This window comes from Cyanobacterium sp. HL-69, assembly GCA_002813895.1.
Classification (GTDB): Bacteria; Cyanobacteriota; Cyanobacteriia; order Cyanobacteriales; family Cyanobacteriaceae; genus Cyanobacterium.
Genome location: CP024912.1, coordinates 2351013 through 2366998 on the forward strand (window position 1 = coordinate 2351013; position 15986 = coordinate 2366998).

A 15986-nucleotide genomic window follows, 5' to 3' on the forward strand; every position below is an offset into this window, starting at 1 on the left:
TGGCATACTCTACCATTCGGATTTGGTATAAGGTATGAGGTGATGAGAAAATAGGGAGATAAAAATTTATTCCCCTTTGCCTCTTGTCTTCCCATCGAAATACTTTTTGAGAAACTCTAATTATTTTCTTCTTTCGTCTAGTTTTTTATAAACTTCCCTAATATCAACATTGTGATGGGCGAGGGCGACGAGGGTATGGTACAACAAATCGCTGACTTCCCCTGCTATTTCGGCGGGGTTGTCGTCTTTGAAAGCCATGACTACTTCGGCGGTTTCTTCACCAATTTTTTTGAGGATTTTATTATCTCCCCCTTGGAATAGGCTACAGGTATAGGATTTTTCTGAGGGGTTATTTTTGCGATCGCAAATTACCTTATATAATTCTGTAAGGGTATCTGCAGGAGGTGCAGATTTGCTATGATCAACTTGGTGAAAACAACTTCTTTCCCCTGTATGACAGGCTATATCGCCAATTTGTTCGATGGTGAGTAATAAAGCGTCACTATCACAGTCATAACGGATGGCTTTTATTTTTTGAATATGTCCAGAGGTTGCCCCTTTGTGCCATAATTCTTGACGAGAGCGACTCCAATACCATGCTTCCCCAGTATGGAGGGTTTTTTGTAAAGATTCTCTATTCATCCATGCCATCATCAATACTGTACCATCTAAATGATCCTGTGCGATCGCCGCTACTAATCCTTTTTCGTTGTAGGCAATTTCATCGAGGGGTATTGATTGTTGGAAAGGCATCGATAAGTTAGTTGTCATAGTCTTAAAAATATCAGCAATTAAACTATTATTATAACAGAAAATAATACCCTACTCTTTTTTTAAAATATACTTAGATAATCCTGAACAATTGTTCATTTTTTTTGTCATAAAAAAATATTTAGTAGTTTATTAATCTATGGATTTTTTATTTTTAATCAAAGAATTATATGTTGGTATATCGACAAGATAAGGAATTTTTTTATTTTTATTTTTGTTATACTCTGTATATTCTCCTAATAATTTGCCTTCATTTTCCCTAATAAAAAATAAAGCATCTCTATTATATTGGGCTTGAATAAAATTAGGATTTATTGTTAATAATTTGTCATAAAGGGCGATCGCCTTTTGTAAATAACCTAAATCAGCCTGTAAAATAGCTAAATTGAAATAAGGTTTTTCATAGTCTGGCTTCAAGCGAAGACAATTTTTATAAGCAGTAATACATTCAGAATGATTCCCCAAAGTTTGATGAATATAACCAAGATTATAATAAGCTTGATATAGATTAGGATTAAGCCCTAAAGCCTGAGAATAGTCATCTATAGCATCTTCATAATCCTTTAACTTCAGGTAAACAAACCCTCGATTATAATAGACTAAAAAAAAGCTAGGATTGATTGTTATACAAATTCGATAATCATCTAAAGCCCCTAAAAAATTTCCTAATTGTGTCTTGATAAAAGCTCGTTTATAGTAACCCAAAAAACTAACAGGATTAATTCTCACCTCCTCTTCATAATCTTGTAATGCCAAATCATATTCCTGAAAATAAGTATGAGCAAAACCACGCCAATGATGGGCTAAAAAATGATTAGAATCAAGTTTAATAACTGCCGAAAAATCATCCATTGCCCGACGATAATGCCCTTGTTTCCATAGTGCGACACCCCGTAAAAAATATAAATTAGGGGTAGCTTCCCCAAGAGTTAAGGCTTGATTATAAGCATGAATAGCCAAATCAAACTCCCCTTTTTGATCATGAAAAGTGCCTAATCTCGTATATTTACTTATTTGTTTTTTCTTTGCCCAGAGTAAATATCCTTTTAAACCCCCACCGTAAAATAAATCAGAAATGGAAATATAATCTTTTGTTATATATTTTTTTATATATTCTTGAGGCAAAAAACCAGCTAATATCAAGGGATAATCTTTTATATCAGATTGAAAATCATACACAGAAACAAAAAATACAATTAATTCATAATTATTAACTTCCTCTTGAGTTAGAAACCAGTGAATATCATCACTTTTTAAGGCAGTTTTTACTAAAATATTAAAATTATAATTATCTTGGATTACAAAACTATTATTAATTCCTTGTAAACTACTACTACGTTTTTCTGATACTATTAAATCGTGATAACGATGTTGTAAAAAATTTTCTCCTAATCTATCAAGAAAATGTTTAGACAAGACATTATGATAGTCAGAATTATTTTTTTTATCCTTAAGTAAAACTTCTAATTTATTAACAATCGTCGTAGTATGAAAACTCCTTATTGTGTCAATTTCTGTATAGCAGTTATCAGATTGACAAGCACAAAGAGAATCTATTTTTAAACGATGACAGAAATCTTTTTGTTGCTCCTGAAGAATAAAATTATTATCCATTTTTCTGTCACTACCACCCCATTTGTCAATTATTTGTTATTACCGAATATTACTTAACGTTTTTATTACCTATATAATTATAATCTGCTCAGATAATCATTAAAATAATATCCTGTATTTATCCAGATAAACTTTATTTAGATACAGTTTAAAGATTAGTGTCTTTTTTGTTCATTGATCATTAGTGTAGGCAAAATCTAATTATAATGAAAAGTGGAATTCTCCATACAAAATCTATTTTATTCCATGAATATCACCTGTTCTCGCCCTTATTGTAAACATCCGATAAATAGTTTTGGCGAATTAAAAAATGCCTCTCTACTAAAAACAGTACAACAAAAATATTGTATTAGTTGCGGTATGCCATTGATTTTGGCAGGAAGATATTTACCCACAAGATTACTTGGAAAAGGGGGATTTGGGGCGGCATATTTGGCGGTGGATAGATATAGCCCCACCATGAGAAAATGTGTGGTGAAGCAGTTTCAGCCAGAGGGAGACTTTGGAGAGGCTGAGTTGGCAGTGGCTTTGGAATTGTTTGATAGGGAAGCCCTTGTGTTAGATAATTTGGGTAATCGTCACCCCCAAATTCCTGATTTATTTGCTTATTTTCCTTTAATTGTACCGGGTACTGTTAATGGTAAGAAACAAGGGGAAGAGCAATATTTTTACTTGGTGCAGGAGTATATTGATGGGCAAGATTTGGAACAAGAATTATTACAAAAGGGTGCTTTTTCTGAACAGGAAATTACGGAAATTTTAAAAGAAGTTCTCAAAATATTAACCTTTGTCCATGAGAATGGCTCGATTCATCGTGATATAAAACCATCAAATATCATGCGTAATCGTGAAGGATTGCTTTATCTTCTTGATTTTGGGGCGGTGAAGATGGTAACAAGTCATACCCCCAATCCTCAGTCAAAATCTACTGGTATCTATTCTATGGGTTTTGCACCCCCTGAGCAAATGGCCGGGGCGCAGGTGTTTCCTTCTACGGATTTATATGCTTTGGCGGTAACTTGTGTCAGTCTTTTGACGGCGAAACCAACGACGGATTTATATGATGCTTATAGTAATACATGGCAGTGGCGCAAGTATGTTACAGTTGGCGATCGCCTCGCTCTCACCTTAGAAAAAATGTTGCAACATAACCCAGCCAAAAGGTTTCAGAGTGCCAAGGATGCTTTGAAAATTATCGACCCCCAAGGACAAAGAGCCGTGAATGTTTCTTCTGTTGCCCCTCAGCCCACCGTAAAACCCCCCGCAACCACAAATACAAGTCCCTCTACGTATGAACCCAAACCTATCAATGTTGAGCCTATAGAGCCTACAAAACAAGGTATTCAACCTGTGGAAAAACCACCAAAACCTGTAAAGGAGAAAAAATCCCGAGCTCCCTTACCTGTAGCTTCTATCCTAAGAGGAGTAGGTTTTTGGGCTTTTGAGGGGGTATTAGTGGCGATCGCCATTACCAGTGCATTAGCTACTTTTTCCATGGGAGTACAGATGGGGGTTTTAGGAGGAATAATGGGTTTATTAATTCTTTTACTCTGGAAAAAAGTTATTGAAAAATGGGATTTACTATTTGTAGCAGCAGCTAGTATGGCTTTAATTTACTTTATTCCTTTGCTTCATAGTTCGTTATTCACCCTGTTAAATTTACCCTTATTAGCTCTATTTATCTTACCCCCTATTAGTGCATTAATAAGTATATTTGTTATTAGTATATTATTATTTATTTTGTCACTTTTAAGAAAGTTTGTTTAACTCTAAAAAGTCCCCTATGGCTTTTAAATAGGTGACGCTATCTTCTAACATGGGAAAATGTCCAGTCGCTTTGATGGCATGGTATTGAATATTTTCAGGATTAAGAAGAGCGGCAGCTTTGCCCATATTAGCAGGAATTATTTGATCTTTTTCCCCTGATATTAATAGGGTAGGTACAGAAATATTTTTATATGCTTGGGGTATGGTTTCTACGGATTTTTTACTAACAGAAGTATAGATGGTATTTAGGGCAGCTTGATAGTCTGCCATCAAGAAGTCTTCTAAAAAAGCGATGCTCATTTCTTTGGGAATGGGGCGATGCAAAAATCTGGCCATGAAAAATTTTTCGGCTAGGGGAAATTTTAAAAACCAGTTGTAACGGAATTTAACTACATATCCTCCCACTTGATGAAAAATTAAGAAAGCGAGAGCATTGTAAGTAAAAATACCATTACAAGTAAGAATGGCTTTTTCTACTTTTTCAGGTGCCATGGAAAGGAAAAAGGTGGCTATAGATGCGCCCATGGAGTGAGAGTTAAGATATACTTTTTCGAGGTTAAAAACTTCGAGGAGGGCGAGTAAGTCTTGGACATATTCTTCTAACTCGTAGGATTGGGGGTTGTGGTTCGATTTTTCTCCCTGAGATTGACCAAATCCTCTCATATCATATAATAAGCAGTCAAAATAAGGTGCGATCGCCCTTGCTGTAGTACGCCAGTAACGACAAGAGCCACCCCATCCATGAATAAAAACCATTACGGGTTTAGGGTTATTATCTCCCTGTTTTATCCATTCGTAATAGTGTTCAAATTCTCTGATTTTAATAAAACCTGTTTCTATGCTGATATTCATGGTTAATAATTGATAATGGATAGAGACAAAAGAAAATAATTGTCTATGGCTTATAACGCCAACTCCCTCGATGTTTTCTAATTTACCCTCTCCCATAGGAAAAAAGGAGATTTTTTTTAGGCCAAAATCTCCTTGAGTTGATGTTGTTGCCAGAGGGTTTGATACAATCCTTTTTGGTTAAAAAGTTCTAGGTGAGTGCCTGTTTGAACGATTTTCCCCCTATCCATAACAAAAATTCGATCGGCATTTTGCACGGCAGCTAGTTGATGGGTAATGAAGATAACGGTTTTACCTTCTTCTTGTTTCAGGTTTTCGAGAATTTGGGTGGCAGTTTTGTTATCCACGCTGGAAAGGGCATCATCTAGGATTAATATTTTTGATTCAGCAAATAAAGCCCTAGCTAATGAACTTCTTTGGCGTTGCCCCCCTGAGAGGGTGATTCCCCTTTCTCCTACTAGGGTTTGGTATTGTTGCGGGAAGGTGATAATTTCGGGATGAATTTGGGCTTGTTTGGCGGCATATTCAATCTCTGGCATTTCACCAATGGGGTTACTATAGGAGATGTTGTCTTGGATGGTGCTAGAAAATAGGAAACTTTCTTGGGGTACATAGGCGATCGCCCTGCGCAAATCTGTTAAATTAATTTTAGTAATATCAACCCCATCAATAAATAACTGCCCTTCTTCAATTTCCAATAGACGAGGAATGGCATTGGCAAGGGTAGATTTTCCTGAACCTATTAAACCCACAATGGCAATGGTTTCACCCCCCTGAATTTTGAAATTGAGATTATCAAGGGCGGAAAAATTAGCCTCTGGATAGGTATAGGTGAGATTAACCGCTTCAATGTCTCCCCTCATGGTTTGCGCATCCATGGAAACAGCATCAGCATCGGTTTGAATTTTTGGTTCAGCTTGTAAAATAACTTCTAAACGCTCGATACTTACTTCACCCCTTTGATAAGTGGTAATGGTAAAACCGAGGAGGGCGGTGGGAAATACTAACCTTTCTACATAAATGATAAGGGCGATAAAGTCACCCACGGTGATTAATCCCGCATTAATATCGCTCGTACCTAACCAAAGTAACATTAATAAACTGATACTGGCGATACCTTGAATGACGGGAAATAAGATATTTCTGGTTCTCGCTAACCCCAAATTTGCTTTGAGTAAATTACGATTTTTTTCCCCAAAAGCTCTTCTTTCGTTTTCCTCTTGAGCATAAATTTTGATAAGGGCAATACCGCTCATATCCTCTTGGATTAGTTCGCTAATATCTGATAGACTTTCTTGGACGTGGAGTTGCTCTTGGGCTAATTTACGGCTAAACAGTTGTACGGTGATTAACATGAGGGGGTAAACGGCGATCGCCACTAGCGTTAATTTAACGTTAATCAACAACATAGCAGGGAGAGTCAAACCATAGGCAAAAATAGTATTAACCAAACTTAAAATAGCAAACCCTACCAAACGGCGAATATTATCTACATCGCTAGTGGCACGGCTAATCAAATCCCCTGATGTGTTGGTACTAAAATAAGAAGGCTCCAATTTGAGAAGATGTTCAAAAATTCTTTGCTTTAAATCAAACTCTACCTGTCGGCCAATACCAAATATCATCATGCGGGAATACATTCTCATACCCCACATCACACAGGCTAAAATCACTAATATAATTACATAAGTGATTAATTGATTAAAGGTAAAACTTTCTTGCAAATCATCAAAAATATTACGAATTAACCAAGGTATGGACACCCCGACTACATTCACCGCAAAAAGGGCAAACATACCCAAGTACATCATTTTACTGTAGGGTTTTAGATAAGAATATAAAATTTTCAGTCTGGGGTTTGCCATTGGGAAAGAAAAATAATAGTGTAAAGAGTCATTTACATTTTAACATTCCCCCCTGTAATTCTTCATTACTTATTGCCTCGGTTGCTATAATATGCTTACAATACTCAAGGAAGTGACTCTCCTAAAACTTAGTTTTTACCTCTAATGATGAGGAATTAAAAGGCTAAGTTCTTCGGGGTGGGCGCGAAGTCAACAGATTATATTGTGAAGGATAGATATTGTGGCGTTTAAAATCGGTTTATTAGGACTAGGTACTGTCGGAACTGGTACTGCAGAAATTATATATAATCCCCAAGGAAGACATCCCCTCCTAAATGATATTACTATTGCCAAAATAGGGGTTAAATCTTTAGACAAACAACGAACTATTGACATAGCCCCAGAAGTTCTCACCACAGATTTAGAATCTATAGTTAGCGATCCTGATATTGATCTTGTTGTGGAGTTGATTGGGGGTTTAGAACCCGCTAGGAGTCTTATTTTAAAGGCGATCGCCTCTGGAAAGCACGTTGTTACCGCCAACAAAGCAGTTATCGCTCGTTATGGTCAAGAAATTTTTGAAGCGGCGAAACAAGCCAAAGTATATGTACTATTAGAAGCGGCCGTGGGTGGTGGTATTCCCATCATTGAACCTCTCAAGCAATCCCTTGGGGCAAACCGCCTTGAAACCATTATCGGCATCATCAACGGTACAACCAACTATATCCTCACGGAAATGACCGAAAAAGGGTCAGATTTCAAAGATGTATTACAAGAAGCCCAAGCCCTCGGTTATGCAGAAGCTGATCCCACCGCCGATGTAGAGGGTTATGATGCGGCTGATAAAATATCCATCCTAGCTTCCCTTGCCTTTGATCGTCAGGTTAAAAGGGAGGATGTTTACAGCGAAGGTATTACCTCCATTACCAGCAGTGACATTGACTATGCTGATAAACTCGGTTATGTGATCAAATTATTGGCGATCGCCCAGAAATCCACAGAAAATCAAGAAAGCCTAGAACTAAGAGTCCATCCCACCCTCGTCGAAAAATCCCACCCCCTAGCCAACGTTAACGGGGTATTTAACGCCATTCTTGTAGAAGGACAACCCCTCGGACAAGTTATGTTTTACGGGCCAGGTGCAGGTTCAGGCCCTACCGCAAGCGCCGTTGTTGCCGATATTCTCAATATTGTGGGAGTCTTACAAAGTAACCACGGGGCCCACTCCTTAGATCCCCTTCTCAGTTGCTCTCCCTCCCAGTCTGCAACCATTGCACCTATCGATGATGTTTCTACCCGTTTTTATGCCCGTTTCCTCTGTGCTGATGTACCAGGGGTCATAGGTCATTTAGGTACTGTATTTGGCGATTTTGGGGTAAGTCTTGCTTCTGTGGTACAGATTGGCTTCCAAGATAATCTAGCCGAAATTGTGGTAGTTACCCATAATGTGAGGGAAGGTAATTTCCGTAGTGCTATCAAAAAGATACAAGAGTTAGAGGCGATCGAAAAAATACCCAGTATGATCAGAGTTTTATAAAAGGGTTTAATTTTTTTAACAAGGAGCTTAAGCCCCAATCCCTTGCCCCTTGCCTAACACGTTTACCGATATAGACTTTTAGGGTGGGCATTGCCCACCATTAATTATTTTTAAACCAGCAGCTGATTACCCATCGTATTATTCGCTATCCTTCTCAATAATTCCTCCCCCCAAGAGCATATTCCCATGGTATAAAACCGCTGCTTGTCCTGGAGTAATGCCAAATTGAGGCTCCGAAAATATCAATTTAACTCTGTCATTGTCCAAAGGTACTACATTCACAGGTTCAGGGGTGCTACGATAACGAATTTTGACTTCTGCTTGAATGGGTGCAGAAGGTTGGGCAATGGATACCCAATTCATGCGCGCAACGGTACATTCTTTTTTCCCCCCCTCATCACGGGTAGCCACTATCACACGATTCATTACGGTATCTAGCTTCACAACGTACAAAGGTTCAGAATAAGCGACCCCTAAGCCTTTTCTCTGCCCGATGGTATAGTGATGCACTCCATCATGTTCCCCTAATATATTACCCCTAAGATCAACTATTTCCCCTTGTTTGGGTTTGATATATTGGTCTAAAAAGTCTTTCATCGAGCCATGGGCTTCTATCAAACATAAGTCTTGACTCTCAGGTTTTTCGGCGGTACTCAGGTTAAATTTAGTCGCCATTTCCCTTGTCTGAGTTTTAGTCTGATTACCGAGGGGAAATATCAAATGGGCTAATAATTCTTGGGTTAAGTCATAAAGAAAATAGGATTGATCTTTATTACCGTCAACTGCTTTGAGGAGTTGAAAGCGATCGCCCTTACTGTCATACTGAATCCTAGCATAATGTCCCGTGGCAATCTTATCAATACCAAGAGTTTCCTTTGCATATGCCAACATGGGCGGGAATTTAACCGTGCGATTACACTGGGAACAAGGAAGGGGTGTAACACCATCTTCATAACCAGATATTACATAATCAATAATATGAGTTTGAAATAAATCACGGGTATCTACCACATGATGGGGAATTTCTAGCTGCTCACATATAGAAGCCGCATCCACCATGCCTTCGGAACAACATTGGCCCTTACCTTTCATCAACCATAGGGTTAATCCTTCCACATGATAGCCTTGATGGTGTAAGGTTGCCGCCGCAACGGAACTATCTACCCCCCCAGACAAGCCTACAACTACCTTATCCATAATAATTTTAATATAACAATACTTTCTTACTTATAATATAACGCTACTGGTAATGGCTAATGGGTAGTTAATTATTTTGTTCTAGCTATGATTCTTAATTATTCAAACTTCCTTTAAACTTCATCAACTCATAAAGTTTAACCCCAATTTGATATTCATATTGACTGAGTAAACGCCCATAAATATAACCCGCTTTGCCATCAAGGAATCCTAGTCGGATAATATAAAAGAGAATAAAACGCAATAATGGCTTAAAAGGTAGCCTTACCCATATTTTTTTGAGAAAACGCTTTCTTTGTACAGCATCACCAAATAAATTTGCTCCGATGGTGCCATCATCATTTTGCCCCGTGAGAAAGTTGTAATATACCCTTGCTTCCCAGTTGGAGTAACGATTGTGACGGGCTAACCATTCGTAAATGTCACGAAAATCGATGTGAAGCATATCATTGTGTAAATAGCCGACTTTACCGTCCAAAATAACGTGTTCGTGGACTTCGTTATCCCCTGTGTTTTTTATTTCTTCGGTATTTAGGTTTTCGTAACGTCCTAATTTGTGTCTGAATAACCGTAAATTCCAATCGGGATATTTACCACCGTGTCTAATCCATTTACCAAGGAAAAATACTTTTCTGTTTAGGTAGTAGCCTTGGTAAGTATCATCTTCAATTTTCTTGGCAATTTCTGCCCAAAGTTCGGGGGTAATTCTCTCGTCACAATCAACAATCAACACCCAATCGTTTTTGAAAGGTAAGTTTTCCAATGACCAATTTTTTTTCTTTGGGGACTTACCATTGTAATGGAACTGTACTACTTTCGCTCCTTTTTCTTCGGCAATGGCAATGGTGCGATCGCTACTTTGAGAATCAACTAAAAAAACTTCATCAGCATCAGCAACACTATCCATACACGCCTGAATGTTCTTTTCTTCATTTTTGGCAGGAATCAGAACAGATACAGGAATTTTTTTTTGTTCCACACCCATAACACCGCTTTATTTGTCTTTCAATTTGTTTTACACATCTTATCTCAATATCATCGAAAAAACTTTTTTTTTACAACTTATTCAATATTATTTGCAATAATATCCACTTTTCTTTTATACTTATTGATTATTATTCTTAAATAGTGTGTGAAGGAGATTAACTATCAATGTCAGTAAAATCTTGGCAAAAACTAAATGCGATCGCGCAGTGCCATTTTATGATCGCCCTAGCCTCTTCCCTCAGTCTTGCTGTGGCAGAAGAAGCAAGAGGTAATGAAAATATATATCAGATAAACTCATTAGAGACTAATGAAAATAGTGTTAATTTTTTATCACCAACAGATAATCAACTAGGACAAGTAACTTCTGTTAATCAACTAAGTGACGTATCCCCCACCGATTGGGCTTACGAAGCCCTTAGAAGTCTAGTAGAGCGTTACGGTTGTATTGTCGGTTATCCCGATCGCACTTTCCGTGGCAACAGAGCCTTAAGCCGTTATGAATTTGCCGCTGGTTTAAACGCCTGTATGCAATCTATTGAGCGTTTAATCGGTACTGGTGGAGTAGGTGATGAAGATATTGCCGCCCTCAGAAGACTAATAGCAGAATTTGAAACCGAACTGGCAACCCTAGGAGCAAGGGTTGACAACCTCGAAGGAAGAGTGGCTTTCCTAGAAGATCATCAATTCTCTACCACCACCAAATTAAGCGGAGAAGTAATCTTCACCCTTGCCAATGCCTTTGATAACAACTCCGATAATTTCCAAGGCACAGGAGTAGATAGAGATCAAACCATGTTTGCCAATCGAGCGCGTCTTAACTTCGATACCAGTTTTACAGGAAAAGATCGTCTCCGAGTTCGTCTGCAAGCCGCGAACTTTGAGCGTTTTGGTAATAGTAATATGTTGCGTTTAGGTCATGACACTAATACAGATAATAGCTTTGAACTTGACACATTAGCCTATCGTTTCCCCGTAGGTGATGCTATTACCGCTCATGTAGGAACTAACTCCCTAGACGTTGACGGTATCTTTGATGTTCACAATCCTTTTTTAAGTGGTGGTAGCACGGGATCATTAACCAGATTATTACGCCGAGATCCTCTCACCCTCAGAGGACCTGGGGGCGCAGGAGCGGGAGTTAATATCAAACTCAGTGACAGCTTAAAATTAAACGCTCTTTACCTTGCCAGTGATGCGAATGATCCAACGAGGGGTAATGGCTTATTCGATGGGGGATTTAGTACAGGGGCTCAGTTAAGTTATACTCCCTCTTCTAATCTAGCCCTTGCCTTCGCTTATCTAAGAACATATGAACCTGACAACTCTGTAAACCTTGCTAGTGGCACCAGTACGGGAACAACAGCGAACCCCTTTGATGGACGTGGTGCTAGTTCAGATCGCTTCGGCTTACAAGGAAATTTTCGTATTTTGCCTCGGGTAAACTTGAGTGCATCAGGTAGTTATGTATCTGCGAATAATTTAAATCGCAGTGGAATTTTAGGTGCAGCTACGAATAGAGATGATGCGGAGTTGTGGACCTGGGCGGCTAACGTTTCCTTTTTGGATGTAGGTAAAGAAGGAGCAATCCTTTCCGTTGGTGGTGGTATGCCTCCTCGCTCTCAATTTGAAACGGATACTTCTTATATGGTAGAGCTACAATATCGTTATCCCATTAACCGTAATATCATTGTTACTCCTGGGCTATATGCGGTATTTAATCCTAACCATGACAGTGCCAATGATACTGTTTATGTGGGTGCTTTACGTACTACTTTCCGTTTCTAAATTTACTTGCTGGATGGAAATAGCACCATAACATATCGATTTATCCAGAGGGCGTAATTAGTTTTTACGCCCTTTTGTTTGCGTCATCAAAGGGAAATTAATTGTTAGTGCAGAAAAAAAGGAAAATGTTTAAGCAAAAATACTCATCCCAGTGTAAAATGTATGATTTAACACCGCCAAAATTCAACATATCCGATAACCTGTAAACTAGATACAAGATTAAAAACCCTAAAATCATCATGAATAACAACCCCTCAGCAAACAAAATTCCCCACATCGTCATAGTCGGTGGTGGCTTTGCTGGTTTATACGCCGCTAAAGAGTTGGGCAAGGCTCCGGTAAAAGTTACCCTTGTGGATAAACGTAATTTCCATTTATTTCAGCCCTTGTTATATCAGGTGGCAACGGGTAGTTTATCCCCGGCTGAAATTTGCTCTCCTTTGCGCTTAGTGGTGGGTAGAAATCCTAATACCCGTGTTGTCTTGGATGAAGTGGTAGATGTTGACCCTGAGAAAAAACAGGTCATCATGAGAGAGGGAGTATTGGACTATGATAAGTTGATTATCGGTACTGGGGTAAGTCATCATTATTTTGGTAATGATCAATGGGAAGAAGAAGCCCCTGGTTTGAAAAGTATTGAAAATGCCCTTGATATTCGTCGCAAAATTTTTCTCGCTTTTGAGGAGGCAGAAAAGGTATCTTCTCCCGAAGAAAAACAGGAATGGTTAACTTTTGCCATTGTGGGTGGTGGCCCTACGGGGGTTGAGTTGGCAGGGGCGATCGCAGAAATTGCCCACAAAATTATTAAAAATGACTTCCAAGAAATTGATACTACCAAGGCAAAAATTCTCTTGATTGAGGGCATGGATAGGGTTTTACCTCCCTACTCCCCCGATTTATCCCAAAAAGCACAGGAATCTTTAGAAGAATTAGGGGTAACTGTGTTAACCAAACGCATGGTAAATAACATCGAAAATAACACCCTCACCATGCGCCATGGAGAAGAAACAGAAGAAATAAAAGCTCGTACTATCCTTTGGGCCGCAGGGGTAAAAGCATCGGGAGTGGCTAAAACCATCGCCGAAAGAACTAACGCCGAAACCGATCGCGCTGGTAGAATTATGGTAGAACCAAATCTAAGTTTGGCGGAATGTCCTGATATATATGTAGTGGGAGATTTAGCCCACTTTGCCCACCAAGGAGATAAACCCCTTCCAGGTATTGCCCCCGTTGCTATGGCACAGGGTAAATATATGGCAAAATCCATTAAGGATGAAATCAAAGGTAAACCCGTTGTTCCTTTTAAATATGTAGATAAAGGAAGTTTGGCGGTAATTGGTGATAATCATGCGGTGGTGGATTTAGGATTTGTGAAGCTCTCTGGTTTACTTGCCTGGTTGGTATGGGTATTTGCCCATATCTACTATCTCATCGAGTTTGATAATAAGTTAACCGTAATGCTTCAATGGGGTTGGAATTATCTTACCCGTGGTAGGGGCGCAAGGTTAATTACTGGGGAAATTACGGAGAAAAATTTGATGACTAAATCATTTAATAATCCTCACTATCCTTCTTCACAAGATAATAATGATAAAACAGGAAAAGAGACGGTAAAAGTATAACTTTTAATTCTTTTGATGTTTACCCCTCATGGTTAGAGGGGTTTTTTTATAAAAAATAGTTTTGAAATGTAATATAGTAAAAATAAATGGTAGAAAATATTATTAATAATCCTCCAACATTATCTAAGTCCGAAAAACAGGAATTAATGCGATCGCTCTTACACAAAGAAGGGTGTTGGGTGGATTGGGGTAAAAAATGCCAACAACTACAAAAAGCAGGGGTTGACTCCCAAGAAATTTTTGAAAAAACAGGATTACAAAACAGTCAACAAAACCTCGTCATTGTCGCGTCCCAAGTATATGACAGTTTAGTTAATACCGAAGTAGAAGAAAGCACCCTCCAATATTACCAAGGGCCTCGCAGCGACGTATTATACGAATTAAGGGTATTAAACCACCAAGAAAGAAAACAAGCCGCCCTCTATTGTGAAAACAAAAAATTAGACGTGGATGGGGCAAAGGAAGTGGCAAAAAATATGAAATTATTTGCCCGTATCTCTCAACCTCCCGAAGGCTTCACCAATCACCCAGGAGATACCGTGGCTTATCAACTGTGGAAAAGTGCTAAACAAAAGAAAACTCTCGCCGATAAAACCCGTCTCATTGCCGAAGGCTTGAAATATGCCCATTCGGAAGGGGCAAGAAATAAAATTCAACAACTATTAACCGATGTTGCTACCGCAGACACCGTAACCAAAATTCCTTTATTACCTGTATATCGCCTAGAGGAAGAAGAACAAATTCCCTGTATTCTGCCTGTGGTTGGCTCATTTCCCTTGGCTTCATCACCCTTTGCAAATATTCCTAGCCTTTCACCCCAAGAACCTTTTGATATAGTAGAAGTGTCTCAAGCCATGTCATTGGTTTCCATCCCCACATGGCAAGTGGTATTACAGGCAAAAAAACCCGTGGTAATTACAGCCCATACCCATGATTTACCTCAACAACAGGATGAAAAAAATGAACCTATTTTAGTTGTGGTTGATGCAGATAATAGGGAATGGAGTTCACAATATTATTTTTTAGTGGATGATGGCGGGGAGATTAAGTTTTCCTGGCTACCCACCCAACGCCATGGGCAAATTTTAGGCAGACTATTAGTAATTCTTAAGCCTCGGAGAATATTAGATGAGAATAATTTAACAGAGCCATGGCAAATGGACGATTGATGATTGATTCAGGTTACAATATTAGTGTTAGTGGGCTGTTTAGAAATTAAAAGTAAATGACAGCAAAGACAAATAGACGGTTTGTGATAGGTGATGTTCATGGTCATTTTCAAGCTCTTATGGGCTTGTTAGAGGCGATCGCACCTACTCCAGAGGATGAAATTTATTTTTTAGGAGACTTAATCGACAGGGGGGCAGACAGTGCCAAAGTCGTTGATTTTGTGATGGAAAATAACCACCAATGTATTTTGGGCAACCATGAAGTTATGCTCCTCCAATCATTCACTCCTAAAGGTCTAAATCATATGTCCTTTCAGTCATGGCTCCAAAACGGCGGTTACTCCACCATTACCAGTTATAAAAACAAAATTCCCCCCGAACACCTAGAATGGATGCGTCAACTACCTCTTCATATCGATTTAGGAGACTACTGGTTAGTCCATGCAGGGGTTGATCCCCATTTACCTCACCAAAAACAAAATTCTGACCAATTTTGCTGGATTAGAAGTGAGTTTCATAGCACCCCTGAGCCTTATTTTAAGGATAAAACCATTGTGATTGGTCATACCATTACCTTTACTTTTCCAGGGGTAAAACCAGGGCAAATAGTCCAAGGAAATGGCTGGATTGGCATTGATACGGGAGCTTATCATCATGGATACGGTAAGTTAACCGCCCTGGAGTTAAATGACTCCATGATTTATCAAGTAGATAGTTTTGGCAGACATTTTTCCAGTAAAAAACTCGAGGATGTGGTTCACAAAATTGACCCTCGTAACCTCGCTTTTAGGAAGCCAAAAATATTTTTCTAAATTTACATTAAAAACCCCTTAACAATATACAT

General features: G+C 38.8%; 12 protein-coding genes. 6 read left to right on the forward strand and 6 right to left on the reverse strand.

All coding sequences use genetic code 11. From position 1 onward, the window contains the following. Window positions 1-120 precede the first annotated feature (120 nt). Both hisIE and AA637_RS10805 read right to left on the reverse strand, forming a co-directional pair. Entirely contained in the window at window positions 121-753 is a 633-nt protein-coding gene (hisIE, locus tag AA637_RS10800) for a bifunctional phosphoribosyl-AMP cyclohydrolase/phosphoribosyl-ATP diphosphatase HisIE (protein WP_446684574.1), read from the reverse strand. Between the two features lie 150 nt (window positions 754-903). Then, entirely contained in the window at window positions 904-2385 is a 1482-nt protein-coding gene (locus tag AA637_RS10805; RefSeq protein WP_446682758.1) for a tetratricopeptide repeat protein, read from the reverse strand. Window positions 2386-2631: 246 nt separating this feature from the next. On the opposite strand from AA637_RS10805, the gene AA637_RS10810 reads away from it, so the two are divergent. Further along, the gene (locus AA637_RS10810; RefSeq protein WP_446682759.1) at window positions 2632-4152 is read left to right on the forward strand and encodes a protein kinase domain-containing protein; all 1521 of its coding nucleotides are present in this window, start codon (window positions 2632-2634) and stop codon (window positions 4150-4152) included. Here AA637_RS10810 and AA637_RS10815 read toward each other — a convergent pair. Then, window positions 4135-5004: an alpha/beta fold hydrolase gene (locus tag AA637_RS10815; protein ID WP_446684575.1), complete on the reverse strand. Its 870-nt coding sequence runs from the start codon at window positions 5002-5004 to the stop codon at window positions 4135-4137. The two genes, AA637_RS10810 and AA637_RS10815, sit on opposite strands and share 18 nt — an antisense overlap. Before the next feature lie 116 nt (window positions 5005-5120). Continuing rightward, entirely contained in the window at window positions 5121-6866 is a 1746-nt protein-coding gene (locus tag AA637_RS10820; protein ID WP_446682760.1) for an ABC transporter ATP-binding protein, read from the reverse strand. Between the two features lie 220 nt (window positions 6867-7086). Between AA637_RS10820 and AA637_RS10825 the strand changes: the two genes are divergently transcribed. Continuing rightward, entirely contained in the window at window positions 7087-8382 is a 1296-nt protein-coding gene (locus AA637_RS10825; RefSeq protein WP_446682761.1) for a homoserine dehydrogenase, read from the forward strand. Between the two features lie 138 nt (window positions 8383-8520). Here AA637_RS10825 and mnmA read toward each other — a convergent pair whose 3' ends face one another. Beyond that, window positions 8521-9579: a tRNA 2-thiouridine(34) synthase MnmA gene (gene mnmA / locus AA637_RS10830; protein ID WP_446682762.1), complete on the reverse strand. Its 1059-nt coding sequence runs from the start codon at window positions 9577-9579 to the stop codon at window positions 8521-8523. Between the two features lie 94 nt (window positions 9580-9673). Then, a complete protein-coding gene (locus AA637_RS10835) occupies window positions 9674-10564 on the reverse strand; it encodes a glycosyltransferase family 2 protein (protein WP_446682763.1) in 891 nt (296 codons plus the stop codon). Between the two features lie 167 nt (window positions 10565-10731). On the opposite strand from AA637_RS10835, the gene AA637_RS10840 reads away from it, so the two are divergent. The 4 genes from AA637_RS10840 (at window position 10732) to AA637_RS10855 (ending at window position 15954) form a co-directional block, all read left to right on the forward strand. Continuing rightward, window positions 10732-12351 (forward strand): iron uptake porin, encoded by a 1620-nt coding sequence (locus tag AA637_RS10840; RefSeq protein ID WP_446682764.1) that lies wholly within the window; start codon window positions 10732-10734, stop codon window positions 12349-12351. 239 nt (window positions 12352-12590) lie between these two features. Then, window positions 12591-13973, forward strand: a complete 1383-nt coding sequence (locus AA637_RS10845) for an NAD(P)/FAD-dependent oxidoreductase (RefSeq protein ID WP_446682765.1) — start codon at window positions 12591-12593, stop codon at window positions 13971-13973. 86 nt (window positions 13974-14059) lie between these two features. Further along, window positions 14060-15142: a RuBisCO accumulation factor 1 gene (locus AA637_RS10850; protein WP_446682766.1), complete on the forward strand. Its 1083-nt coding sequence runs from the start codon at window positions 14060-14062 to the stop codon at window positions 15140-15142. Window positions 15143-15198: 56 nt separating this feature from the next. Then, window positions 15199-15954, forward strand: a complete 756-nt coding sequence (locus tag AA637_RS10855; RefSeq protein ID WP_446682767.1) for a metallophosphoesterase family protein — start codon at window positions 15199-15201, stop codon at window positions 15952-15954. The last annotated feature ends 32 nt before the right edge of the window (window positions 15955-15986 follow it).

Excerpts from the sequence above, each read along its gene's own strand:
- hisIE (WP_446684574.1), bottom strand. The coding sequence starts at position 753 with ATGCCTTTCCAACAATCAATACCCCTCGATGAAATTGCCTACAACGAA.
- AA637_RS10805 (WP_446682758.1), bottom strand. The coding sequence starts at position 2,385 with ATGGATAATAATTTTATTCTTCAGGAGCAACAAAAAGATTTCTGTCAT.
- AA637_RS10810 (WP_446682759.1), top strand. The coding sequence starts at position 2,632 with ATGAATATCACCTGTTCTCGCCCTTATTGTAAACATCCGATAAATAGT.
- AA637_RS10815 (WP_446684575.1), bottom strand. The coding sequence starts at position 5,004 with ATGAATATCAGCATAGAAACAGGTTTTATTAAAATCAGAGAATTTGAA.
- AA637_RS10820 (WP_446682760.1), bottom strand. The coding sequence starts at position 6,866 with ATGGCAAACCCCAGACTGAAAATTTTATATTCTTATCTAAAACCCTAC.
- mnmA (WP_446682762.1), bottom strand. The coding sequence starts at position 9,579 with ATGGATAAGGTAGTTGTAGGCTTGTCTGGGGGGGTAGATAGTTCCGTT.
- AA637_RS10835 (WP_446682763.1), bottom strand. The coding sequence starts at position 10,564 with ATGGGTGTGGAACAAAAAAAAATTCCTGTATCTGTTCTGATTCCTGCC.
- AA637_RS10840 (WP_446682764.1), top strand. The coding sequence starts at position 10,732 with ATGTCAGTAAAATCTTGGCAAAAACTAAATGCGATCGCGCAGTGCCAT.
- AA637_RS10845 (WP_446682765.1), top strand. The coding sequence starts at position 12,591 with ATGAATAACAACCCCTCAGCAAACAAAATTCCCCACATCGTCATAGTC.
- AA637_RS10850 (WP_446682766.1), top strand. The coding sequence starts at position 14,060 with ATGGTAGAAAATATTATTAATAATCCTCCAACATTATCTAAGTCCGAA.
- AA637_RS10855 (WP_446682767.1), top strand. The coding sequence starts at position 15,199 with ATGACAGCAAAGACAAATAGACGGTTTGTGATAGGTGATGTTCATGGT.